At 68.6% G+C, this 22,546-nt stretch carries 20 protein-coding genes; 19 read left to right on the top strand and 1 reads right to left on the bottom strand.

Annotated features, from left to right (window positions below):
* Position 1: 1 nt before the first annotated feature.
* The 19 genes from hslU to VPA02S_RS08220 all read left to right on the top strand — a co-directional run bounded on the left by hslU (position 2) and on the right by VPA02S_RS08220 (position 21,462).
* Positions 2-1,330, top strand: a complete 1,329-nt coding sequence (gene hslU / locus VPA02S_RS08305) for an ATP-dependent protease ATPase subunit HslU (RefSeq protein WP_012746059.1) — start codon at positions 2-4, stop codon at positions 1,328-1,330.
* A 270-nt stretch (positions 1,331-1,600) separates the two neighbouring features.
* Positions 1,601-2,029 (top strand): division/cell wall cluster transcriptional repressor MraZ, encoded by a 429-nt coding sequence (mraZ, locus tag VPA02S_RS08300; protein ID WP_012746060.1) that lies wholly within the window; start codon positions 1,601-1,603, stop codon positions 2,027-2,029.
* An 8-nt stretch (positions 2,030-2,037) separates the two neighbouring features.
* Positions 2,038-2,961 carry a 16S rRNA (cytosine(1402)-N(4))-methyltransferase RsmH gene (gene rsmH, locus VPA02S_RS08295; protein WP_012746061.1) on the top strand — a complete coding sequence of 308 codons (924 nt, stop codon included), beginning with the start codon at positions 2,038-2,040 and terminating at the stop codon, positions 2,959-2,961.
* Between the two features lies 1 nt (position 2,962).
* On the top strand, positions 2,963-3,310 hold the full coding sequence (ftsL, locus tag VPA02S_RS08290) for a cell division protein FtsL (protein ID WP_012746062.1): 348 nt from the start codon (positions 2,963-2,965) through the stop codon (positions 3,308-3,310).
* Positions 3,307-5,055, top strand: a complete 1,749-nt coding sequence (locus VPA02S_RS08285) for a peptidoglycan D,D-transpeptidase FtsI family protein (protein WP_012746063.1) — start codon at positions 3,307-3,309, stop codon at positions 5,053-5,055. The genes ftsL and VPA02S_RS08285 overlap by 4 nt, the downstream gene beginning before the upstream one ends.
* A gap of 2 nt (positions 5,056-5,057) precedes the next feature.
* The gene (locus tag VPA02S_RS08280) at positions 5,058-6,620 is read left to right on the top strand and encodes a Mur ligase family protein (protein ID WP_062363144.1); all 1,563 of its coding nucleotides are present in this window, start codon (positions 5,058-5,060) and stop codon (positions 6,618-6,620) included.
* On the top strand, positions 6,617-8,047 hold the full coding sequence (locus VPA02S_RS08275; RefSeq protein WP_041945443.1) for a UDP-N-acetylmuramoyl-tripeptide--D-alanyl-D-alanine ligase: 1,431 nt from the start codon (positions 6,617-6,619) through the stop codon (positions 8,045-8,047). Before VPA02S_RS08280 ends, VPA02S_RS08275 begins: the two co-directional genes overlap by 4 nt.
* A 15-nt stretch (positions 8,048-8,062) precedes the next feature.
* Complete coding sequence (mraY, locus tag VPA02S_RS08270) at positions 8,063-9,241, top strand: phospho-N-acetylmuramoyl-pentapeptide-transferase (RefSeq protein ID WP_012746066.1); 1,179 nt, start codon at positions 8,063-8,065, stop codon at positions 9,239-9,241.
* 13 nt (positions 9,242-9,254) lie between these two features.
* On the top strand, positions 9,255-11,378 hold the full coding sequence (gene murD, locus VPA02S_RS08265) for a UDP-N-acetylmuramoyl-L-alanine--D-glutamate ligase (RefSeq protein WP_062363142.1): 2,124 nt from the start codon (positions 9,255-9,257) through the stop codon (positions 11,376-11,378).
* Complete coding sequence (gene ftsW, locus VPA02S_RS08260; protein ID WP_012746068.1) at positions 11,375-12,673, top strand: putative lipid II flippase FtsW; 1,299 nt, start codon at positions 11,375-11,377, stop codon at positions 12,671-12,673. Before murD ends, ftsW begins: the two co-directional genes overlap by 4 nt.
* The gene (gene murG / locus VPA02S_RS08255; protein WP_012746069.1) at positions 12,670-13,734 is read left to right on the top strand and encodes an undecaprenyldiphospho-muramoylpentapeptide beta-N-acetylglucosaminyltransferase; all 1,065 of its coding nucleotides are present in this window, start codon (positions 12,670-12,672) and stop codon (positions 13,732-13,734) included. The genes ftsW and murG overlap by 4 nt, the downstream gene beginning before the upstream one ends.
* Entirely contained in the window at positions 13,731-15,188 is a 1,458-nt protein-coding gene (gene murC, locus VPA02S_RS08250) for a UDP-N-acetylmuramate--L-alanine ligase (protein ID WP_012746070.1), read from the top strand. Before murG ends, murC begins: the two co-directional genes overlap by 4 nt.
* Complete coding sequence (locus VPA02S_RS08245; RefSeq protein ID WP_012746071.1) at positions 15,185-16,156, top strand: D-alanine--D-alanine ligase; 972 nt, start codon at positions 15,185-15,187, stop codon at positions 16,154-16,156. Before murC ends, VPA02S_RS08245 begins: the two co-directional genes overlap by 4 nt.
* 2 nt (positions 16,157-16,158) lie before the next feature.
* Positions 16,159-16,947 carry a cell division protein FtsQ/DivIB gene (locus VPA02S_RS08240; RefSeq protein WP_012746072.1) on the top strand — a complete coding sequence of 263 codons (789 nt, stop codon included), beginning with the start codon at positions 16,159-16,161 and terminating at the stop codon, positions 16,945-16,947.
* A 23-nt stretch (positions 16,948-16,970) separates the two neighbouring features.
* The gene (ftsA, locus tag VPA02S_RS08235; protein WP_007832444.1) at positions 16,971-18,200 is read left to right on the top strand and encodes a cell division protein FtsA; all 1,230 of its coding nucleotides are present in this window, start codon (positions 16,971-16,973) and stop codon (positions 18,198-18,200) included.
* 168 nt (positions 18,201-18,368) lie between these two features.
* Positions 18,369-19,589, top strand: coding sequence for a cell division protein FtsZ (gene ftsZ, locus VPA02S_RS08230; RefSeq protein ID WP_012746073.1), 1,221 nt, complete (start codon positions 18,369-18,371; stop codon positions 19,587-19,589).
* A gap of 205 nt (positions 19,590-19,794) precedes the next feature.
* On the top strand, positions 19,795-20,718 hold the full coding sequence (gene lpxC / locus VPA02S_RS08225) for a UDP-3-O-acyl-N-acetylglucosamine deacetylase (protein ID WP_012746074.1): 924 nt from the start codon (positions 19,795-19,797) through the stop codon (positions 20,716-20,718).
* A gap of 13 nt (positions 20,719-20,731) precedes the next feature.
* A complete protein-coding gene (locus VPA02S_RS31955) occupies positions 20,732-20,908 on the top strand; it encodes a hypothetical protein (protein WP_169804830.1) in 177 nt (58 codons plus the stop codon).
* Positions 20,909-20,979: 71 nt separating this feature from the next.
* Positions 20,980-21,462, top strand: coding sequence for a hypothetical protein (locus tag VPA02S_RS08220; RefSeq protein ID WP_012746076.1), 483 nt, complete (start codon positions 20,980-20,982; stop codon positions 21,460-21,462).
* A gap of 12 nt (positions 21,463-21,474) precedes the next feature.
* On the opposite strand, the gene VPA02S_RS08215 is transcribed toward VPA02S_RS08220, so the two are convergent.
* Positions 21,475-22,434 (bottom strand): LysR family transcriptional regulator, encoded by a 960-nt coding sequence (locus tag VPA02S_RS08215; RefSeq protein ID WP_012746077.1) that lies wholly within the window; start codon positions 22,432-22,434, stop codon positions 21,475-21,477.
* Between the last annotated feature and the right edge of the window lie 112 nt (positions 22,435-22,546).

The raw sequence follows: 22,546 nt of genomic DNA, 5'->3' as shown, positions 1-22,546 counted from the left end.
CATGTCCATGACCCCGCAGGAAATCGTCTCCGAGCTCGACAACCACATCGTCGGCCAGCCCGCCGCCAAGCGCGCCGTGGCCATTGCGCTGCGCAACCGCTGGCGCCGCCAGCAGGTCGAGGAAAAGCTGCGCACCGAGATCACGCCCAAGAACATCCTCATGATCGGCCCCACGGGCGTGGGCAAGACCGAGATCGCGCGCCGCCTCGCGCGCCTGGCGGATGCGCCGTTCATCAAGGTCGAGGCCACCAAGTTCACCGAGGTGGGCTATGTCGGCAAGGACGTCGATTCGATCGTTCGCGACCTGGCCGAGATCGCCGTCAAGCAGACGCGCGAGGCCGAAAGCGCCAAGGTGCGCGCGCGTGCCGAGGACGCCGCCGAAGACCGCATCCTCGACGTGCTGCTGCCGCCTGCGCGCGGTGCCGAGGGCGCCACGCCGGCGCTGGACGGCCCCAACCCCACCCGCCAGGCCTTCCGCAAGAAGCTGCGCGAGCACCAGCTCGACGACAAGGAAATCGAACTCGACCTGGCCGAAGCCCGCGCGCCGCTCGAGATCATGGGCCCGGCCGGCATGGAGGAAATGACCGAGCAGCTGCGCGGCATGTTCGGCCAGCTCGGCGGCGGCAAGCGCAAGACGCGCAAGCTCAAGATCGCCGAGGCGATGCGCCTCCTGATCGACGAGGAAGCCGCCAAGCTGGTCAACGAGGACGAGATCCGCACCCAGGCCATCACCAACGCCGAGCAGAACGGCATCGTCTTCATCGACGAGATCGACAAGGTCGCCACGCGCAGCGAGGCCCAGGGCTCCGACGTGTCGCGCCAGGGCGTGCAGCGCGACCTGCTGCCGCTGGTCGAGGGCACGGCCGTGAGCACCAAGTACGGCGTGGTGCGCACCGACCACATGCTCTTCATCGCGAGCGGGGCCTTCCACCTGAGCAAGCCGAGCGACCTGATCCCCGAGCTGCAGGGGCGCTTTCCGATCCGCGTCGAGCTGCAGTCGCTCTCGGTGTCCGACTTCGAAAGCATCCTCACGCAGACCCGCGCTTCGCTCGTGAAGCAGTACCAGGCGCTGCTCGCCACCGAGGGCGTCACGCTCGAATTCACGCCCGAAGGCGTGAACCGCCTGGCCACCATCGCGTACGAGGTCAACGAGCGCACCGAGAACATCGGCGCACGCCGTTTGTCGACCGTGATGGAGCGTCTGCTGGATGAGGTAAGCTTCGACGCGACCCGCATCGAGGGGCAGACCATCCGCATCGATGCCGCCTATGTCGACGAGCGCCTTGCGGCACTAAGTCACGACGAAGATCTTTCGCGCTTCATCCTCTGAAGCCCGCTTTGCGGCCCCTGTAACGGCGGCCGCGCTTCACGCATCACATTCATTGCGTGAGCTAAGTGCTTAATTCTCAACGAAATTCGCCGATTTCCAGGTTTGGAAATCGGCGCTAAGTCGTTGATTCCATTACAAAAAATACCACCAACGGCCAGTTGCGTCTGAAGTGTTTCCTGCTACAGTGCAAAAAAGTGCAGTTAAGTGGGAAAAAGTGCGGGTGGTGCCTCTTTCAGGTGCCGCGGCATTCCCAATACAGGGGTTCTGGTCGTGTTTCAAGGCGCTTCATCGCTCAGTCTGGATGCCAAGGGGCGGCTCTCCGTGCCGACCCGGCATCGCGACGTCCTGAGCGCCACGGCGGGCGGCCAGCTCACGATCACCAAGCATCCGCACGGCTGCCTCATGGTGTTCCCGCGTCCCGAGTGGGAGAAATTCAGGGAGCGCATCGCCGCGCTGCCGATGTCGGCACAGTGGTGGAAGCGCGTCTTCCTCGGCAACGCCATGGACGTGGAGATGGACGGCACCGGGCGCATCCTGGTGTCGCCCGAACTGCGTGCCGCCACGGGCATCGTGCGCGACACGCTGCTCCTGGGCATGGGCAACCACTTCGAGCTCTGGGACAAGGCGACCTACGAGGCCAAGGAGGCCGAGGCCACCCAGGGCGAGATGCCGGATGTGTTTCAGGACTTCGCGTTCTGAGGACCGACGTGAACACTCCATGGACCCATACGACCGTCTTGCTGAACGAAGCGGTGGAAGCCCTTCTTTCCGGCAGCACGGCAGCCACCGGCACCTACGTGGATGCGACCTTCGGGCGCGGAGGGCATGCGCGCGCGATCCTCGCGCGGCTGGCACCGGAAGGCAGGCTGATCGCATTCGACAAGGATGCGGAAGCGGTGGCCGAAGCAGCGCGCATCTCGGATGCGCGTTTTTCCATCCGGCACCAGGGATTCCGTTCGCTGGGCGAATTGCCCGATGCCAGCGTGGCGGGTGTGCTGATGGACCTGGGCGTGAGTTCGCCGCAAATCGACAACCCGGTGCGCGGCTTCAGTTTTCGTTTCGACGGTCCGCTCGACATGCGCATGGACACCACGCGCGGCGAGAGCGTGGCCGATTGGCTGGCAACGGCCGAACTCCAGCAGATTGCAGAGGTGATCCGTGACTATGGCGAAGAACGGTTTGCTGTTCAGATTGCAAAGGCGATTGTTGCTCGCAGACAAGAACGGGGCGCAATTTCAACCACCTCCGAACTGGCCGAGCTCGTGGCTGGCACGGTCAAAACCCGCGAGCCGGGCCAGAACCCTGCAACGCGCACATTTCAGGCTTTTCGGATTTTCATCAACGCCGAGCTTGAAGAGCTGCAACAGGCGCTAGAGGCGAGCCTTTCCGTGCTGCAACCCGGAGGCCGGCTCGCGGTGATCAGCTTCCATTCGCTGGAAGACCGCATCGTGAAGCAGTTCATCGCCAGGCACTCGAAGGAGGTGTACGACCGCCGTGCGCCCTTCGCCGCCCCGAAGGCCATGAAGCTGCGCGCGCTCGAGCGCATCAAGCCGTCCGACGCCGAAGTGCACGGCAACCCGCGCTCGCGCAGCGCGATCCTGCGCGTGGCCGAGCGCACCCAGGAAGTCTGACGTGGCGCGCCTGAACCTGCTCCTGCTGCTCGCGGTGGTCGCCTCCGCGCTCTACCTCGTGCACACGCAGTACCTGTCGCGCCAGCTCTACACCGAGCTCGACCGCACCCAGCAGGAAGCCCGCCGGCTCGAGCTCGACCACGACCGGCTGCAGGTGGAAAAGCGCGCGCAGGCCACGCCGCTGCGCGTGGAAAAGCTGGCCAAGGAGCAGCTGCAGATGCGCACCACCACGCCGGCCATCACGCAGTACGTGCGGCCCGACGGCACCGTGATTCCGGCCGTGGTGGCACCGCCGCCCGCGCCGCCCGCAACGCCGGCGCCCAAACCCGTCGCGAGGACCCAGCGATGAGCCGCCGCAGCGTCCGCTACACCACCAGCCCCTTGCTCGCGAGCAAGACGCCGGTCTGGCGCAGCAAGTTCATCGTCGCCGGCATCGCCTTCGGCTTCGTGGTGCTGGCGGGCCGGGCCGCCTACGTGCAGGTGTTCAACAACAGCTTCTTCCAGCGGCAGGGCGAAGTGCGCTTTGCGCGCACGCTCGAGCTGCCGGCCAACCGCGGGCGCATCCTCGACCGCAACGGCCTCATCCTGGCGTCCAGCGTGGTGGCGCCGAGCATCTGGGCCATTCCGGAAGACATCGAGCGCGACGACCCCGAGGTGCGCGCCAAGCTCAAGCAGGTGGCCAAGCTGCTCGAGATGCCGCAGAAGGACTTCGACAAGAAGCTCGAGGACGAGGACAAGACCTTCGTCTGGATCAAGCGCCAGGTCGACGAGCCGATTGCCAAGCAGATTGCCGCGCTCAACCTCAAGGGCATCTACCAGCGCAAGGAATACAAGCGCCAGTACCCCGAGGGCGAGGCCGCGGCGCACGTGGTGGGCTTCACCAACGTCGAGGACAACGGGCAGGAAGGCATCGAGCTTTCCTTCAACAAGGAGCTGGCCGGCAAGGCCGGGTCGCGCCGCGTCATCAAGGACCGCCTGGGCCGCGTGGTCGAGGGCGTGGGCGAACAGGTGCCGCCGGTCGACGGCAAGGACATCCAGCTCAGCGTCGACAGCAAGGTGCAGTTCTTCGCCTACCAGAAGCTGCGCGACGCGGTGACCGCGCGCCGTGCCAAGGCCGGCAGCGTGGTGGTGCTGGACGCGGTCACCGGCGAGGTGCTGGCGCTGGCCAACTACCCGAGCTACGTGCCCGACAAGCGGCAGAACCTCACGGGCGAGCAGCTGCGCAACCGCGCGCTCACCGACACCTTCGAGCCCGGCTCGACCATGAAGCCGATCACCGTGGCCATGGCGCTGGAGGCCGGCCGCGTGAAGCCCTCGACGCTGATCGAGACCTCGCCCGGCCGCTTCCAGCTGGGCGGCTTCACCATCAGCGACACGCACAACTACGGAACGCTCACGGTCGAGGGCGTGATCCAGAAGTCCAGCAACGTGGGCGCGCTCAAGATCGCGCAGAAGATGACCCCGCACGAGATGTGGGACACCTACACCGCGCTCGGCTACGGCCAGAAGCCGCAGATCCAGTTCCCCGGCGCGGTCACGGGGCGCCTGCGCCCCTGGAAGACCTGGAAGCCCGTGGAGCAGGCCACGATGGCCTATGGCTACGGCCTGTCGGCGTCGCTCTTCCAGATGGCGCATTCGTACACCGCCTTCGCGCACGACGGCGCGATCATTCCGGTCACCATCCTCAAGAGCACCGAGTCGCCCGCGGGTGTGCGGGTGTTCTCGCCGTCGAACGCGCTGGCGGTGCGCAAGATGCTGCAGATGGCGGCAGGCCCGGGCGGCACCGGCACGCGCGCGCAGACCGTCGGCTATTCGGTCGGCGGCAAGTCGGGCACCGCGCACAAGCAGGTTGGCAAAGGTTACGCGAGCAACAAATATCGCGCGTGGTTCACCGGCATGGCACCGATCGAAAAGCCGCGCATCATCGTCGGCGTGATGATCGACGAGCCGAGCGACGGCCAGTACTTCGGCGGCGTGGCCGCCGCGCCCGTTTTCAGCGAGGTCGTGCAGCAGACCCTGCGCATGATGAACGTTCCGCCCGACCTCGCGGTCAAACCGCTGGTGGTGACGCAAGGCGTCGACGAGAGCTTCTGAGCATGCTGACACTCACTTCCCCTCAACTCGCCGCGCTCTGGCTCAAGGAGCGCGTGCAGGGTGCGCTGCATGCGGACAGCCGGCCGGTGGGCGCGGGCGACGGCTTCATTGCCTGGCCCGGCGCAGCCACCGACGGGCGCAGGCACGTGGCTTCGGCACTGGCGCAGGGCGCCGCGGCCTGCCTGGTCGAGCAGCAGGGCGCCGAGGCCTTCGGTTTCGATGGCGACGAGCGCATTGCAAGCTATCCGGGGCTCAAGGCCGCCACCGGCCCGATCGCATCGGCCTTCTACGACAACCCCTCGGCCGCGCTCGAAGTGCTGGCCGTGACCGGCACCAACGGCAAGACCTCCACCGCATGGTGGCTCGCCGAATCGCTCTCCACGCTGGCCGTGCCCGGCGGCGTTCGCGCGCCGCGGCTGGACGGCAGCGCCGAGCGCGGCGTGCCTTCGCCCTGCGCGGTGATGGGCACGCTGGGCATCGGCGTGCCGCCGGAGCTCGTCTACACCGGCCTCACCACGCCCGACCCGGTGATGATGCAGCGCGAGCTGCGCGCGCTGGTCGAGCGCGGCTTCGGCGCCTGCGCCATCGAGGCCTCGTCGATCGGCATTGCCGAACGCCGGCTCGACGGCGCGCGCATCGCGGTGGCCGTGTTCACCAATTTCACGCAGGACCATCTCGACTACCACGGCAGCATGGATGCCTACTGGCAGGCCAAGGCCGAGCTGTTCCGCTGGCCCGGGCTGCGCGCCGCGGTGATCAACATCGACGACGTGCATGGCGCGAGCCTGTGCGCGAACCTGCTCGAGGCCGGCATCGGTGCGCTCGACGTCTGGACCGTGTCGGCCGCCGGCGCGCCGGCGCGGCTCATGGCGCGCGACGTCGGCTACGACGCGCAGGGCCTGCGCTTCTCGGTGGCCGAGCACGACAACGATGCGGTGGAGCGCATGTCGACCGGCCTGATCGGCCAGTACAACGTGGCCAACCTGCTGGGCGTGCTCGGCACGCTGCGGGCCCTGGGGCTGTCGCTCGCGCAGGCCGTGGCGGCCTGCAGCAGGCTCACCAGCGTGCCGGGCCGCATGGAGCGCGTGGGCGCCGCCGATGCGAATGCGGCTGCGCCGCTGGCCGTGGTCGACTATGCCCACACGCCCGACGCCCTCGACAAGGCGCTGGCCGGCCTGCGCCCGCTTGCGCAGCAGCGCGGCGGCGCGCTCTGGTGCGTGTTCGGCTGCGGCGGCGACCGCGATCCGATCAAGCGCCCGATGATGGCCGCGGTGGCCGAGCGCCAGGCCGACCGCGTGGTCGTGACCAGCGACAACCCGCGCAGCGAGAACCCCGACGCGATCATCAGCCAGGTGCTGCTCGGCCTCGCGCGCCCCGAAGCGGCCCAGGTGCAGCCCGACCGCGCGGCCGCCATCGCCGACGCCATCGCGCAGGCCGCGCCGCAGGACGTGGTGCTGCTCGCCGGCAAGGGCCATGAAGCCTGGCAGGAAATCGCCGGCCAGCGCATTCCGTTCTCGGACCGGACCCATGCGCTCGATGCGCTTTCGAAGCGGGGTGCCGCATGAGCCACTCGCCGATGATGTTCACGCTGGCCCAGGCGCAGCAATGGATTCCGGGCGCGCGCCTGGTGGGCGACGGCGCAACGGCCATTGCCCGCGTCCATACCGACACCCGCACGCTCGCGGAAGGCGACCTGTTCGTGGCGCTCAAGGGCGAACGCTTCGACGCCAATGAATTCCTGGCCGATGCCAAGGCGCGCGGCGCCGTCGCCGCCATTGCGCACGGCGGCCTCGAGGCGGCCGGCCTGGCAGGGCTCGAGGTGCCCGATTCGCTGGCCGCGCTCGGCGCGCTCGGCGCCGGCTGGCGCGCGCAGTTCGATCTGCCGCTGATCGCCGTGACCGGCAGCAACGGCAAGACGACCGTCACGCAGATGATCGCGGCCGTGCTGGTCGCCTTCAGGGGCGATCGCGCGCTCGCGACGGCCGGCAACTTCAACAACGAGATCGGCGTTCCGCTGACCTTGCTGCGCCTGCGCGCGAAGCACCAGCATGCGGTGGTCGAGCTGGGCATGAACCATCCGGGCGAGATCGCGCGGCTCGCGGCCATCGCGCGTCCGACCGTCGCGCTGGTCAACAACGCGCAGCGCGAGCACCTGGAGTTCATGGCCACCGTGGAAGCGGTGGCGCTCGAGAACGGCGCGGTGTTTTCCTTCGTGCCGGAGGACGGCACCGCGGTGTTCCCGCACGGCGACGAATTCGCTCCTCTGTGGAACGACATGGCGCACGACGGCGCCACGCGCCGCTGCATGACCTTCGGCGAGCATGAAGACGCCGACATCTCGCTGGTGGCGGCCGAATGGCAGCAGGGCGCATGGCAGGTCCGCATCCGCACGCCGCTGGGCGACTTCGATGCGCAGTTGCACATCGCGGGCCGGCACAACGTCGTCAATGCGCTGGCGGCCACCGCGTGCGCGCTCGCTACCGGCATTCCGCCCGAGACCATTGCGCGCGGCCTCTCGGCCTTCGAACCGGTGAAGGGCCGCTCCAAGGCGAGCGCGGTGCTGCTGCCCGGCGGCCATTCGCTCACGCTGGTGGACGACAGCTACAACGCCAATCCCGATTCCGTGCGCGCGGCCATCGACGTGCTCGCGGCCTTGCCCGGCCCGCGCCTCCTGGTGCTCGGCGACATGGGCGAGGTCGGCAACCGCGCGCCCGAGTTCCATGCCGAGGTCGGCGACTGGGCGCGCCAGCGCGGCATCGAGGCCGTGTATGCGCTCGGCGCCGAAACCGCGCACAGCATCGCGGCCTTCGACGGCGGCGACAACGGCCGCCATTTCGCGGACATCGAGGCGCTTGGCGCCGCGGTGCTGGCGCGGCTGCCCCAGGTGGGGAGCGTGCTCGTCAAGGGCTCGCGCTTCATGAAGATGGAGCGCGTGGTGCAGGCGATCGAGCAATCACGACAACAACAAAAGGAGGCCGGTCATGACGCATGAGCCGCGCGACACCACATGCTGATGAGCCTGGCCCAATGGCTGCAGACACTTTCGCCCGAGTTCGGGTTCTTGCGCGTTTTCCAGTACCTCACCTTCCGTGCGCTGATGGCTGCGCTGACGGCGCTGGTGGTCGGCCTGGTGGCCGGGCCGTACGTGATCCGCCGCCTGGCCGCGCTCAAGATCGGCCAGCCGGTGCGCGGCTACGGCATGGAAACGCACCTCACCAAGAGCGGCACGCCCACCATGGGCGGCGTGCTGGTGCTGTTCGCCATTGCCTTCGCCACGCTGATGTGGTTCGACCCCTCCAACCGCTTCGTGTGGATCGTGCTGTGGGTCACGCTGGGCTTCGGCGCCATCGGCTGGGTCGACGACTGGCGCAAGGTGGTGCGCAAGGACCCGGAGGGCATGCGCTCGCGCGAGAAGTATTTCTGGCAGTCGGTGGTGGGCCTGATCGCCGGCTTCTACCTGCTCTTCAGCATCTCGGAAAGTTCGAACTGGCGCGTGCTGCAGCTGTTCTTCGCCTGGGTGCAGTCGGGCTTCGACCTGGACTTTCCGCCCAAGATCAACCTGCTGGTGCCCTTCTTCAAGGAAGTGAGCTACCCGCTCGGCGGCATCGGCTTCGTGATCCTCACGTACCTGGTGATCGTGGGCGCGAGCAACGCGGTCAACCTGACCGACGGCCTGGACGGCCTGGCGATCATGCCGGTGGTGATGGTGGGTTCGGCGCTGGGCGTGTTCGCCTACGTGACGGGCAGCGCGGTCTATTCCAAGTACCTGCTGTTTCCCAACATCCCGGGCTCGGGCGAACTGCTGGTGTTCTGCTCGGCCATGGCCGGCGCGGGGCTCGCGTTCCTCTGGTTCAACACCCATCCGGCGCAGGTCTTCATGGGCGACGTGGGCGCGCTCGCGCTGGGCGGCGCGCTAGGCACCATCGCGGTCATCGTGCGCCAGGAGATCGTGTTCTTCATCATGGGCGGCATCTTCGTGGTCGAGGCGATCTCGGTGATGGCGCAGGTCATGTACTTCAAGTACACCAAGAAGCGCTACGGCGAAGGCCGCCGCGTGCTCAAGATGGCGCCGCTGCACCACCACTTCGAGAAGAGCGGCTGGCGCGAGACGCAGGTCGTGGTGCGCTTCTGGATCATCACGATGCTGCTGTGCCTCATCGGCCTGTCGACGCTGAAGCTGCGGTGAGAAGAAAAAACACATGCGGCACCTGAAAGACCTCCCCGTATTGATCCTCGGCCTCGGTGCGTCCGGGCTGGCGATGGCGCGCTGGTGCGCGCGCCACGGCGCGGTCGTCACGGTGGCCGACACGCGCGAGGCGCCGGCGCTGCTTGCGACGCTGCGGGCGGAATGGCCCGAGGTGGCGTTCATCGGCGGGCCGTTCTCGGCCGCGCTGGTCGAAGGCACGCCGATCCGCGCGGTGTACCGCTCGCCGGGCCTGTCGCCCGCCACCATCGCGCCGGTCGTCGATGCGGCGCGGGCCGTGGGGCTCGCGGTCGGCGGCGAGCTGGATCTGTTTGCGCGCGCGCTGCTGGACCTGCGGACCGTCGAGGTGCCGGTGGTTGAAGCGGCGCCTGAAGTGCCGGAAGAAGAGCCTGCGGTGGAAGCGCCGGCGGAGCCCGTCGCGGAACCCGAAGCGCAAGGCGAATTGCCGCTCGCTGGTGAACCGACTGAAGCCACGGCCGCCGCGCCATTGGAAGAGCCGGCAACGCCCGAGATGCCGCAAGCGGCCGAGCCCGTGGCCGCTGCCGCTGCCGATGCGGCAGAGGCCGAACCCGCACCGCCCGCCGCGCAGGCCGAAGCCATGCCGCGCGACCCGTCGCTGAGCGTTTCCGCCGCGCCGCCGCCCGGCGACGAGCAACAGCCAGCGCAGGAGCAGGCGCCGGCAGCCGAGACGCAGGACGCCGCCGAACCGGCACCCGCGCCCGCGTCCGCGCCTGCCACCGTGTCTCGCCTGCCGACCCCCGGCCAGCCCTACGTCCCCACGGCCGCCAGGGAGGCCGCCGAGTTCGTCGCCAAGATCGCCGAACTCTCCGCCACCAACCCGGCCTCCGCCGCAGTCGAGGAAGAAGACACGCCGCAGCTCAAGCTGGTGCCGATCGAGGAGCCGCCGGCGCCCAAGGGCTACACGCCCGCGGTGCTCGCCGTCACCGGCACCAACGGCAAGACCACCGTCACCGCGCTCACCGGCCAGCTGGTCGAGCGCGCGGGCAAGAGCGTGGCCGTGGCCGGCAACATCGGCCCGACGCTGCTCGACACCCTGGCCGCGCACATCGATGCCGAGACGCTGCCCGATGTCTGGGTGCTCGAGCTCTCGAGCTTCCAGCTCGACGGCGTGCAGGGCTTCGAGCCGACTGCCGCCACCGTGCTCAACCTCACGCAGGACCATCTCGACTGGCATGGCGACATGCCGGCGTACGCATCGGCCAAGGCGCGCATCTTCGGCACGCAGGGCCTCATGGTGCTCAACCGCGACGACCCCGGCGTGATGGCCATGCTGCCCGCGCCTGTCAAGGTGAAGCTGCAGCGCCCGCAGGTCCGGGCCCATGTCACCTTCGGCGCCGCGATGCCGCTGCGTCCGGGCGACTACGGCATCGAGCGCGTCAACGGCATGGCCTGGCTGGTGCGCGCACTCGAGGCCGACGAAACGCAAAAGCGCAAGCGCGGCGCAGTGGTCGAGGAAGAAATCTTCCTGCAGCGCCTGCTGCCCGCCGACGTGCTGCGCATCCGCGGCCGCCACAACGCGATGAACGCGCTGGCGGCGCTCGCGCTGGCCAGCGCCGCCGGCTGCCCGATCGGGCCGATGCTCTACGGCCTGCGCGAATACCGCGGCGAGCCGCACCGCGTGGAGCCAATCGCCATCGTCGATGAGGTCGAGTACTTCGACGACAGCAAGGGCACCAACGTCGGCGCAACGGTCGCCGCGCTCAACGGGCTCGGTGAAGACCGCCGCGTGGTCGTGATCCTCGGCGGCGAGGGCAAGGGCCAGGACTTCGAACCGCTGGCCGCGCCCGTCGCGCAGTACGCGCGCGCCGTGGTGCTGATCGGCCGCGATGCGCCGCTGATCGAACAGGCGCTGGCCGCCACCGGCGCCTCGCTGATGCATGCGGGCTCGATGCAGGAGGCCGTCAAGCTGGCCGCCGCGCGCGCCAACCCCGGCGATGCCGTGCTGCTGTCGCCGGCCTGTGCGAGCTTCGACATGTTCAAGGACTACGAGCACCGCGCGGCCGTGTTCCGCGAGGCCGTGCAGGCGCTCGAGGACGAGCCGCGCATGGCCGGCCCGTCGTCGAACGATGCCGATTTTTCTTCGGGAGGTCCGGCTTGAACACCACGGCCGCAGGCGCCACGCCCAACGCGAAGACCAGCCGTTTCGGCGGCTGGTTCAGCCGCGCGCGCAGCGGCATCGACTCGCTGCCCGTGCACCTGCCGGTGCGGCTGGGCGGCGCCGGTGTCACGCAGACCAAGGCCGCGCCGATGCGCGTGCTGGGCTTCGACCAGGCGCTGGTCTGGGTCACGGTCGCCTTGCTCACCTGGGGCCTGGTGATGGTGTATTCGGCCTCCATCGCGCTGCCGGACAACCCGCGCTTCGCGCGTGCGGGCTACAGCGCATCGTTCTTCCTCACGCGGCATGCGGCCTCGGTGGTGTTCGCGTTCATTGCGGCGCTGCTGGCCTTCCAGATTCCCATGAAGACCTGGGAGCGCGCCGCGCCCTGGCTCTTCGTGGCCTCGCTGCTGCTGCTGGTGGCGGTGCTCATTCCGCACATCGGCATCAACGTCAACGGCGCGCGGCGCTGGCTGCCGCTGGGCTTCATGCGCTTCCAGCCGTCCGAGCTCGCCAAGCTCGCGATGGTGCTCTATGCCGCCAGCTACATGGTGCGCAAGATGGAGATCAAGGAGCGCTTCTTCCGCGCCGTGCTGCCGATGGGCGTGGCGGTGGTGGTGGTGGGCATGCTGGTGATGGCCGAGCCCGACATGGGCGCGTTCATGGTGATCGCCGTCATTGCCATGGGCATCCTGTTCCTGGGCGGCGTGAACGCACGCATGTTCTTCGTGATCGCGGCGCTGGTGGTGGTGGCCTTCGGCACCATCGTCGCCTCCAGTTCGTGGCGCCGCGAGCGCATCTTCGCGTACCTCGATCCGTGGAGCGAGGAGCATGCGCTGGGCAAGGGCTACCAGCTGTCGCACTCGCTGATCGCCATCGGCCGCGGCGAGATCTTCGGCGTCGGCCTGGGCGGCAGCGTCGAGAAGCTGCACTGGCTGCCCGAGGCGCACACCGACTTCCTGCTCGCGGTGATCGGCGAGGAGTTCGGCCTGGTCGGCGTGCTGCTGATCATCGGCCTGTTCCTCTGGCTGACGCGCCGCATCATGCACATCGGCCGCCAGGCGATTGCGCTGGACCGCGTGTTCTCGGGCCTCGTGGCGCAGGGCGTGGGCGTGTGGATCGGCTTCCAGGCCTTCATCAACATGGGCGTGAACCTCGGCGCGCTGCCGACCAAGGGGCTCACCTTGCCGCTGATGAGCTTCGGCGGCTCGGCCATCCTGATGAACCTGGTGGCGCTGGCGGTGGTGCTGCGCATCGACTACGAGAATCGTGTGTTGATGCGGGGAGGCCGCATATGACCGGGCGCACCGCACTCGTCATGGCCGGCGGCACCGGCGGCCACATCTTTCCGGGGCTCGCGGTGGCCGAGGCCCTGCGCGAGCGCGGCTGGCGCGTGCACTGGCTGGGCGCGCCCGGCAGCATGGAAGAAAAGCTCGTGCCGCCGCGCGGCTTCGCCTTCGAGCCGGTGCAGTTCGGCGGCGTGCGCGGCAAGGGGCCGCTCACGCTGTTCCTGCTGCCGCTGCGGCTCCTGCGCGCGTTCTGGCAGAGCATCGGCGTGGTGCGCCGCGTGCAGCCCAACGTCGTGGTCGGCCTGGGCGGCTACATCACCTTCCCGGGCGGAATGATGAGCGTGCTGCTCAACAAGCCGCTGGTGCTGCACGAGCAGAACTCGGTGGCCGGCCTTGCCAACAAGGTGCTGGCCGGTGTGGCCGACCGCGTGTTCACGGCTTTCCCCAATGTGCTGAAGAAGGCGCAGTGGGTAGGTAATCCGCTGCGCGCGGCGTTCACCTCGCAGCCCGAGCCGGCCGTGCGCTTCGCGGGCCGCAGCGGGCCGCTGCGTCTGCTGGTGGTCGGCGGCAGCCTGGGCGCCAAGGCACTCAACGCCGTGGTGCCGCAGGCGCTGGCGCGCATCGCGCCGGCCACGCGCCCGCAGGTGCTGCACCAGAGCGGCGCCAAACAGATCGACGAACTGCGCGCCAACTACGCGGCAGCCGGCGTCGAGGGCGAACTCACGCCCTTCATCGAAGACACCGCGCAGGCCTACGCCGACGCCGACATCATCGTCGCGCGCGCCGGGGCCAGCACCGTGACAGAAATCGCGGCCGTCGGCGCAGCAGCGCTGTTCGTGCCTTTTCCCTCGGCGGTCGACGACCACCAGACCACCAACGCGCGCTTCCTCGTCGACGCGGGCGGCGGCTGGCTGGTGCAGCAGGCCGACCTCACTCCTGAATTGCTGGCTGATTTGCTACAGAAAACCGAGCGCACCGCGCTGATCGACAAGGCCGCCAAGGCCAAGACCATGCAGAAGACCGAAGCAGTGGAAGCGGTCGTCCGCGCCTGCGAGGAGCTCGCCAGATGAAGCACGCGATTCGTCACATCCATTTCGTGGGCATCGGCGGCTCGGGCATGAGCGGCATTGCCGAAGTGCTGTTCAACCTGGGCTACCGCATCACCGGCTCCGACCTGGCCGACAGCGCCACCTTGCGCCGGCTTGCCGGCCTGGGCATCGGTACCTTCGTGGGCCACGCCGCCGCGCACATCGACGGCGCGGATGCGGTGGTCACTTCCACCGCGGTGCAGTCGGACAACCCCGAGGTGCTGGCCGCGCGCGAGAAGCGCATTCCGGTGGTGCCGCGCGCGCTCATGCTGGCCGAGCTGATGCGCCTCAAGCAGGGCATCGCGATCGCGGGCACGCACGGCAAGACCACCACCACCAGCCTGGTGGCGAGCGTGCTCGACGCGGCCGGGCTCGACCCGACCTTCGTGATCGGCGGGCGCCTGAACAGTGCCGGCGCCAATGCGCAGCTCGGCAGCGGCGACTACATCGTGGTGGAGGCCGACGAGTCGGACGCCTCGTTCCTGAACCTGCTGCCCGTCATGGCGGTGGTCACGAACATCGACGCCGACCACATGGAAACCTACGGGCACGACTTCGCGAAGCTCAAGAAGGCTTTCGTCGACTTCCTGCACCGCATGCCGTTCTATGGCGTGGCCATCCTGTGCACCGACGATCCTGCGGTGCGCGACATCGTGGCCGAAGTCACCTGCCCGGTGACGAGCTACGGCTTTGGCGAAGAGGCCCAGGTGCGCGCGATCGACGTGCGCGCAGTGGGCGGCCAGATGCACTTCACCGCGCAGCGGCGCAACGGCGTCACGCTGCCCGACCTGCCGATCGTGCTGAACCTGCCGGGCGAGCACAACGTGCGCAATGCGCTCTCGGTGATCGCGGTGGCGGTGGAACTCGGCATTCCCGACGAAGCGGTGCAGCGCGGCCTGGCCGGCTTCAAGGGCGTGGGCCGCCGCTTCCAGAGCTATGGCGAGGTGGCCGCGCAGGGCGAGCCGGCCGGCAGCTTCACCGTGATCGACGACTACGGCCACCACCCGGTGGAGATGGCCGCAACCATTGCCGCCGCGCGCGGCGCGTTCCCGGGACGACGGCTGGTGCTGGCCTTCCAGCCGCACCGCTACACCCGCACGCGCGACTGCTTCGAGGACTTCGTCAAGGTCATCGGCAATGCCGACGCGGTGCTGCTGGGCGAGGTCTATGCCGCGGGCGAGCCGCCCATCGTGGCGGCGGACGGCCGCACGCTGGCGCGCGCCCTGCGCGTGGCCGGCAAGGTGGAGCCGGTGTTCGTCGACGACATCGGCGCCATGCCGCAGGCCATCCTGGACAACGCGCGCGCCGGCGACGTGGTGCTTTGCATGGGCGCCGGCTCCATCGGCGCCGTGCCGGGCAAGGTGGTTGAAATTGCAGCCGCGGCATCGCTGCCGCAACAAACAACGCGCACCAGGCGCAAGGGGGAGGCATCATGAGCCTTCAGGATCCCAAGCAATTCGGCAAGGTGGCCGTGCTGTTCGGCGGAAGCTCTGCCGAGCGCGAAATCTCGCTCCTGTCCGGCAACGGCGTGCTCGAGGCGCTGCGCTCGCGCGGCGTCGATGCGCATGCCTTCGATCCCGCCGAGCGCGACCTGGTCGAGCTGCGGCGCGAGGGCTTCGCGCGCTGCTTCATCGCGCTGCATGGCCGGCATGGCGAGGACGGCACGGTGCAGGGCGCGCTCGAGCTGCTCGGCATTCCCTACACCGGCTCGGGCGTGATGGCTTCGAGCGTGGCCATGGACAAGGTCATGACCAAGCGCATCTGGCAGGCCGACGGCCTGCCGACGCCCCGGTACGTGCGCCTGGCGTTCGATCAGCAAAGCCGCGAGCAGGTCCGCGCCGTGCCCGACGTGCTGGGCCTGCCGCTGATCGTGAAGCCGCCGCGCGAGGGCTCGTCGATCGGCGTGACCAAGGTCGAGGGCTATTCGCAGATGCAGGACGCGGTGACGCTGTCGGCCAGGTACGACGCCGACGTGCTGTGCGAGGAATTCATCGAGGGCGAGGAAGTGACCTGCGCCGTGCTCGGCCAGGGGCTCGACGCGCGCGCGCTGCCGGTGGTGCGCATTGCCGCACCCGAAGGCGCCTACGACTACCAGAACAAGTACTTCACCGACGACGTGAAGTACCACTGCCCGAGCGGGCTGCCCGAAGCCGAGGAGCACGAGATCCAGCGCATCACGCTGGCCGCGTACCACACGCTCGGCTGCCGCGGCTGGGGCCGCGCCGACGTGATGATCCGCGCGAGCGACCGCAAGCCCTTCCTGCTCGAGATGAACACCTCGCCCGGCATGACCAGCCATTCGCTGGTGCCCATGTCGGCGCGCGCATCGGGCATTGCCTACGAAGACCTGTGCCTGCGCGTGCTGGCCTCGGCTTCGCTGGATGCCGCAGGGGGAGCGCAATAACCATGGCCGACAGCATTCCCGTGCCCTTCGACGTCAAGCTCATGAACATCGTCTCGAACCTGGCGTTCGTGGTGGTGGCGCTCATGCTGCTGGCGGCAGGCGCATGGTGGGTGCTGCGCCAGCCGTTCTTTCCCATCGGCGGCATCAAGGTCGACGGCGACGTGACGCACAACAACGCCGTGACGCTGCGCGCCAACGTCGCGCCGCAGCTCGCGGGCAACTTCTTCACCGTCGACCTGGCGCGCGCGAGAACCGCCTTCGAGTCGGTGCCGTGGGTGCGCAAGGCGGTGGTGCGGCGCGAGTTCCCGAACAAGCTGCGCGTGACGCTGACCGAGCAGGTGCCGGTGGCCAACTGGGGCGACGAGGCCGGCTCGAAGCTGATCAACGGCTTCGGCGAGGTGTTCGAAGCCAACGTGGCCGAGGTCGACGACCGGCTGCCGCGGCTCGACGGTCCGATCGAGCAGGCCGGGCAGGTGCTCGGCATGTACCGCGTGATTGCGCCGCTGTTCCCGCCCTACGACTTCAGCGTGGAAGAACTCACGCTGTCGAGCCGGGGCAGCTGGAAGGCGGTGCTGGACACCGGCGCCGAGATCGAGCTGGGCCGCGGCCAGGCCGAGGAAGTGACGGCCCGCACCCAGCGATTCCTGAAGACCGTGACCCAGGTCGCGGGCCAATACCGTCGCACCGCGGCGGACGTCGAGGGGGCCGACCTGCGGCACAACGACGCCTATGCGCTGCGTCTTCGCGGCGTCACCACGGTCGTTGCCGACCCCAAGACCAAGAAGAAATAGATAGCGAATACCGAGGACATTCAATGCCCAAAGAATACAAAGACCTGGTTGTCGGACTCGACATCGGAACCGCCAAGGTGATGGTGGTCGTCGCCGAGGTGCTGCCCGGCGGCGAACTCAAGCTCGCGGGGCTTGGCATCGCGCCGAGCAACGGCCTCAAGCGCGGCGTGGTGGTGAACATCGACGCCACGGTGCAGAGCATCCAGCAGGCCTTGAAGGAGGCCGAGCTGATGGCCGATTGCAAGATCAGCCGCGTCTACACCGGCATCACCGGCAGCCACATCCGCGGCATCAATTCGAGCGGCATGGTGGCGGTGAAGGACAAGGAAGTCACGCCTGCCGACGTGGCCCGCGTGGTGGAGACCGCGCGCGCCATCAACATCTCGAGCGACCAGCGCCTGTTGCTGGTGGAGCCGCAGGAGTTCGTGATCGACGGCCAGGACGTGAAGGAGCCGATCGGCATGAGCGGCATGCGGCTGGAGGCCAAGGTGCACATCGTGACCGGCGCCCAGAGCGCGGCCGAGAACATCATCAAGTGCGTGCGCCGCTGCGGCCTCGAAGTTGACCAGCTGATGCTCAACCCGCTGGCCTCGAGCCAGGCGGTGCTGACCGAGGACGAGCGCGAGCTCGGCGTGGTGCTGGTGGACATCGGCGCGGGCACCACCGACGTGGCCATCTTCACCAACGGCGCGATCCGCCACACGGCGGTGATCCCGATCGCGGGCGACCTCATCACCAGCGACATCGCGATGGCGCTGCGCACGCCCACCAAGGACGCCGAAGACATCAAGGTCGAGAACGGCTACGCCAAGCAGCTCCTGGCCGATCCCGACACGCAGGTGGAAGTGCCCGGCCTGGGCGACCGCGGCCCGCGCATGCTGAGCAAGCAGGCGCTGGCCGGCGTGATCGAGCCGCGCATCGAGGAGATCTTCTCGCTGGTGCAGCAGGTGGTGCGCGAGTCGGGCTACGAAGAAGTGCTCTCTTCGGGCGTGGTGCTCACGGGCGGTAGCGCCGTGATGCCCGGCATGGTGGAGCTCGGCGAGGACATCTTCCTGAAGCCGGTGCGCCGCGGCATTCCGAAGTATTCGAGCGCGCTCTCCGACATGGTGGCGCAGCCGCGCGCGGCCACCGTGATGGGCCTGCTCGAGGAAGCGCGCTTCGCACGCATGCGCGGCTTCAAGGTGGCGCAGAAGAACGGGTCCGTAAAGACTGCGTTCGGACGTTTCAAGGACTTCATCGTGGGGAACTTCTGACCATGAACCACTCCCCACTCTGGCTCGCACGCGGCGGTCCGCCCTTGCATTTCAACGAGCGATGGCGGCGCACGGGTCCACCGCCGCGACGACAGCTTCGTTGAACTCGTCGAGAACCAGAAAAATTCATAGATACACAACGGCAACTGCAAATTCAAGGAGTTAGAAATGACCATCGAAATGATCGAAGTCGAAGAATTCAACCAGGGCACCCAGATCAAGGTGATCGGAGTCGGCGGCGGCGGCGGCAATGCCGTCGCGCACATGATGGAGCGTGGCGTGCAGGGCGTGCAGTTCGTCTGCGCCAACACCGACGCGCAGGCACTGCAGCGCAGCAACGCGCACAAGATCATCCAGCTGGGCACCAGCGGCCTCGGCGCGGGCAGCAAGCCCGACAAGGGCCGTGACGCGGCCGAAGCCGCGGTGGACGACATCCGCGCCGCCATCGACGGCGCGCACATGCTCTTCATCACGGCCGGCATGGGCGGCGGCACCGGCACCGGCGCGGCACCCGTGATTGCGCGCGTGGCCAAGGAAATGGGCATCCTCACCGTGGGCGTGGTGACCAAGCCCTTCGACTGGGAAGGCGGTCGCCGCATGACCAACGCCGACGCCGGCCTGGCCGAGCTCGAGGCCAACGTCGACTCGCTGATCGTGGTGCTCAATGAGAAGCTGCTCGACGTGCTGGGCGAGGACATCACCCAGGACGAAGCCTTCGCGCACGCCAACGACGTGCTCAAGAACGCCGTCGGCGGCATCTCGGAAATCATCAACGAGTACGGCGGCGTGAACGTCGACTTCGAAGACGTGCGCACCGTGATGGGCGAACCCGGCAAGGCCATGATGGGCACGGCCGCCGCTGCAGGCCCGGACCGCGCGCGCATCGCCGCCGAGCAGGCCGTGGCCTGCCCGCTGCTCGAAGGCATCGACCTCTCGGGCGCCAAGGGCGTGCTGGTGCTGGTGACCGCATCGAAGGGTTCGCTGAAGCTGAACGAGTCGAAGCTCGCGATGAACACCATCCGCGCCTACGCCTCGCCCGATGCGCACGTGATCTACGGCGCGGCCTACGACGAGAGCCTGGGCGACCAGATGCGCGTGACCGTGGTCGCCACCGGCCTCTCGCGCGCCGATGCGCGCCGCCAGGCACCGACGCTCGAAGTGATCCGCACCGGCACCGACAACATTCCGTTCAACGTGCCCACGCTCGGTGCCGGCCATGCGGGCCACGCCGGCCACGGCGGCGGCAACCAGCCGAACTACGACGGCATGGCCGTTCCCAGCGTGTGGCGCACGAACCGCACCATGGCCGCGGCCAAGGTGGATGCGCTGTCGTCGGGCGGCATGGACGACTTCGAGATCCCGGCATTCCTGCGCCGTCAAGCCGATTGACGGCAGGGCAACCGAACGCAGAGGGCACGAAGGTTCGCAAGGGGTACGGGGAAGACCTGAAAGGGACTTCTGCCGGCTCTAGGCGCTGCGTTCGCTTCGTGCCCCTTGCGTCCATCGCCGGTCGGTGGGCATAGAACCCATGTCTATCGCTGCCATAGCGAGGGGAATAGGGCGGCATGGCCGCCGCGCGCCTAAAATCTTCGGCGTGCTGCAACAACGAACCCTCAAGTCGATCAGCCGCGCCGTGGGCGTGGGGCTTCATAGCGGCCAGCGCGTGGAACTGACGCTGCGCCCCGCGCCGGTGGACACCGGCATCGTGTTCAGGCGCGTCGACCTGCCCGAGCCGGTCGACATCCGCATGACCGCCGAAGCGGTGACCGACACGCGCCTGGCCTCCACCGTCTCGACCGGCGGCGCCAAGGTGCAGACGGTCGAGCACCTGATGTCGGCCTGCGCGGGCCTGGGCATCGACAACCTCTACATCGACATCACGGCCGACGAAGTGCCGATCCTCGACGGGTCGGCCTCGTCCTTCGTGTTCCTGCTGCAAAGCGCGGGCATCGAGCTGCAGAAGGCGCCGCGCCGCTTCATCCGCGTGACGCGCAAGGTCGAGGTGCGCGAGGGCGAGGGCGCCAACGAGAAGTGGGCGAGCCTGGAGCCCTACCACGGCTACAAGCTGAGCTTCGAGATCGACTTCGACCACCGCGTGGTCAATTCCACCGGCCAGCGCGTGGAGTTCGACCTCGGCACCGATTCCTACAGCCGCGACATCGCACGCGCGCGCACCTTCGGCTTCACCAAGGAAGTCGAATACATGCGCAGCAAGGGCCTCGCGCTCGGCGGCGGCCTGGACAACGCCATCGTGATGGACGACACCAAGGTGCTCAATGCCGGGGGCCTGCGCTACGACGACGAGTTCGTGAAGCACAAGATCCTCGACGCCATGGGCGACCTGTACATCATCGGCAAGCCGCTGCTCGCAGCCTACACCGCATTCCGCTCGGGCCACGCGCTCAACAACAAGCTGCTGCGCGAACTGCTGGCCCACAGCGATGCCTACGAGGTCGTCACCTTCGAAGACGAAAAGCGCGCACCGCGCGGCTTCGGCGAAGTGGCGCGGGCCTGGTAGGCCGCGTTCGGCAATGCTTCTCTTCCGCTGGGCCATCCTGCTGCTCCTGCTGGTGGCGGGCGTGTCGTTCGCGTTCTATGCGGGAACGGGCCAGGCCAAGTACCGGCGCTTCGGCTGGATCGTGCTCAAGTGGACGCTGCTTGCGGCCTTCGGCTTCTTCGTGGTGCTGATCGCCGAACGCGTGGTGTAGCTTTATTCCTCCCGCATTCGCATGTCCGGAAACGGCATGCCGGACGGAGGCGGCGGGCGCACGATGGCGCCATGAACACACACCCTGAACATTCCACGAGGAATCCGTTCGGCGTGCAGGACGCGCCGGACCCGGACGGTCCCGACGTGGACGCATTCGCCGACAGCATCGAACTGGGCGGCGGCGCCGACGACCCGAACGCGCAACGCTGGGGGTCGGTCACCGAAGAGCTTCCCGACTCGATCGCGGGCGCGTGGTCGAGCCGATGGAACGGCGGCGCGGACCCGGCCATGCCAGGCGACACCGCAAAGGACTGGAAGGAAGGCAAGGCGATGGCCAAGGTGGCCGGCGGCCGCTTCTACCTGCTGTTCGACTGGAACGGCGGCAAGCGCCAGGCCCTGCTCGACGTCCGGTACATCGGGCCCGACACACTGGTCGGCCGCTACATCAACCTGGGCAGCCCGGAGATCACGCGGCCCTGGGTCGGCCGGATCGTCGACAACCGGCGGATCGACGGACGCTGGACGAACGGGCGGCTGGATTTTCGAAGATAGTCCGCGGCCTCGTCAGTCGGCCGCCAGCCCCTGCAACGCGTGCACCTGCTGCACCAGCAGCGCGCCCCTGCGGTGCGCAGGCACCAGCAGCATGAGCGTGTCGCCCAGTGCCTTCGGCCTTCCCCAGGGCGCATGCAGCCTGCCTTGCGCGAGCAGCGGCGCCACCAGCCGTTCGCGGCCCATGAGCACGCCCTCGCCGTCGAGCGCCGCCTGCAGCGCGAGGCTGTAGAGCGAGAAGTCGGGGCCGGCGGCCAGCGCATCGGCCTCGGCCGCGCTGGTGCCGGGGCGCGCGGCCTGCAGCCAGCGTGCCCAGTCGTCGTGCCACACGGTGTCGTGCAATCCGCCGCAGCGCGCCAGCACATCGACGAGGTCGTCGAGCGCGCGCGGGCGGCCGCTCGGCAGCGCCTGCTGCAGGCGCGGGCTGCACACCGGCACGAGCCGGTCGCGCGCGAGCACCATGCCCTGCGCGCCGACCGCGGTTTCGATGCGATCGCCGGCGCGTGCATAGAACAGGCCGAGGTCGAAGGGTTCGCGGCGGAAATTCGGCGGCTGCTCGAGCGCCGTCACCGAAACCTGCACGCCGGGCAGCGCCGCCTTCAGCCGCGAAAGCCGCGGCGACAGCCACAGCTGCGCCATCGCCGGCAGGGCCGCCACCTGCAGCGTGCTGCGGCGCGCGGCGGTCTGCGTCTCGTGGCGCAGCGCCTGCACTGCGAGGCCGAGCTGGTCGACCGCGGCGCTGAGCGCGGGCAGCGCGCGCCGTCCGTGCGCGCTGAGGCGGATGCCCTGGCTGTGGCGCTCGAACAGCGCACCGCCGGCCCAGGTCTCCAGTGCCTTGATCTGCTGCGCGACGGCGGCCGGCGTGACGAACAGCTCTTCGGCCGCGCGCGCGAAGCTGCCGTGGCGCGCCGCGGCCTCGAAGGCGCGAACGGCCGTGTGCGGGGGCAGGCGAGGGCGGGGTGGTGCGAGCGGCATGCGATGCGGACCCTAAGTTTTTCTAGGGCTCGGGCCCAGATTATCCGTGTTGCCCGCACGGATGGCGCAGGCGACCATGCGGCCACCTGCCACTTCCAGCGAGATCCGCCGC

Origin of the sequence: Variovorax paradoxus NBRC 15149 (assembly GCF_001591365.1) — a bacterium.
In the GTDB taxonomy this organism is placed as follows: domain Bacteria; phylum Pseudomonadota; class Gammaproteobacteria; order Burkholderiales; family Burkholderiaceae_C; genus Variovorax; species Variovorax paradoxus.
This window is presented reverse-complemented; position numbering and strand designations above follow the sequence as displayed.